Here is a 737-nt window from a genome sequence, read left to right as displayed (position 1 = left end):
AGCATCTGTCAATGATTCTGCCGCGATAATATCCAAATCAGAGCTAGCAAGCACTTCTCTGCCCGCTTCAGCATTTGTACCTTCAAGTCGTACGACAACTGGTACTTCAACACCTACTTCTTTAACTGCACCGATAATACCTTCAGCAATCATGTCACAACGTACAATACCACCAAATATATTAACCAATACTGCTTTTACATTGTCGTCAGACAAAATAATTTTGAATGCTTCTGAAACACGTTCTTTCGTCGCACCGCCACCAACATCCAAGAAGTTAGCAGGCTTACCACCGTGCAAGTTAACGATATCCATCGTACCCATTGCAAGACCGGCACCGTTAACCATACAACCAACATTTCCGTCCAGAGCAACATAGTTCAATTCGAATTTAGCAGCATGTGCTTCACGCTCATCTTCTTGAGAAGGATCGTGCATTTCACGGATCTTAGGCTGACGATATAAAGCATTGCTATCAACGCCAATTTTTCCATCCAAGCAGTGGATGTTACCTTCGTCTGTAATGACTAGAGGGTTGATTTCTAATAGTGCGAAATCATGATCATTGAACATGTTCGACAAACCCATAAACACTTTTACGAACTGCTTGATCTGATCGCCTTCAAGACCTAACTTGAATGCAAGCTCACGACCTTGATACTGCTGTGGGCCAACCAGTGGATCAATTTCAGCTTTGTGAATCAATTCAGGCGTTTCTTCAGCAACAGTTTCAATTT

1 protein-coding gene is annotated in these 737 nt (G+C 42.3%); it reads right to left on the bottom strand.

Annotated elements, in window-relative coordinates:
- The coding region (gene sucC, locus A3735_RS26490) for an ADP-forming succinate--CoA ligase subunit beta (protein ID WP_156499942.1) at positions 1 to 737 on the bottom strand (737 nt) is incomplete at both ends.

The sequence above is a fragment of the Oleiphilus sp. HI0061 genome (assembly GCF_001635675.1).
Note: the sequence above shows the minus strand (reverse complement) of the source record. Positions and strands in the feature narration are given on the sequence as shown.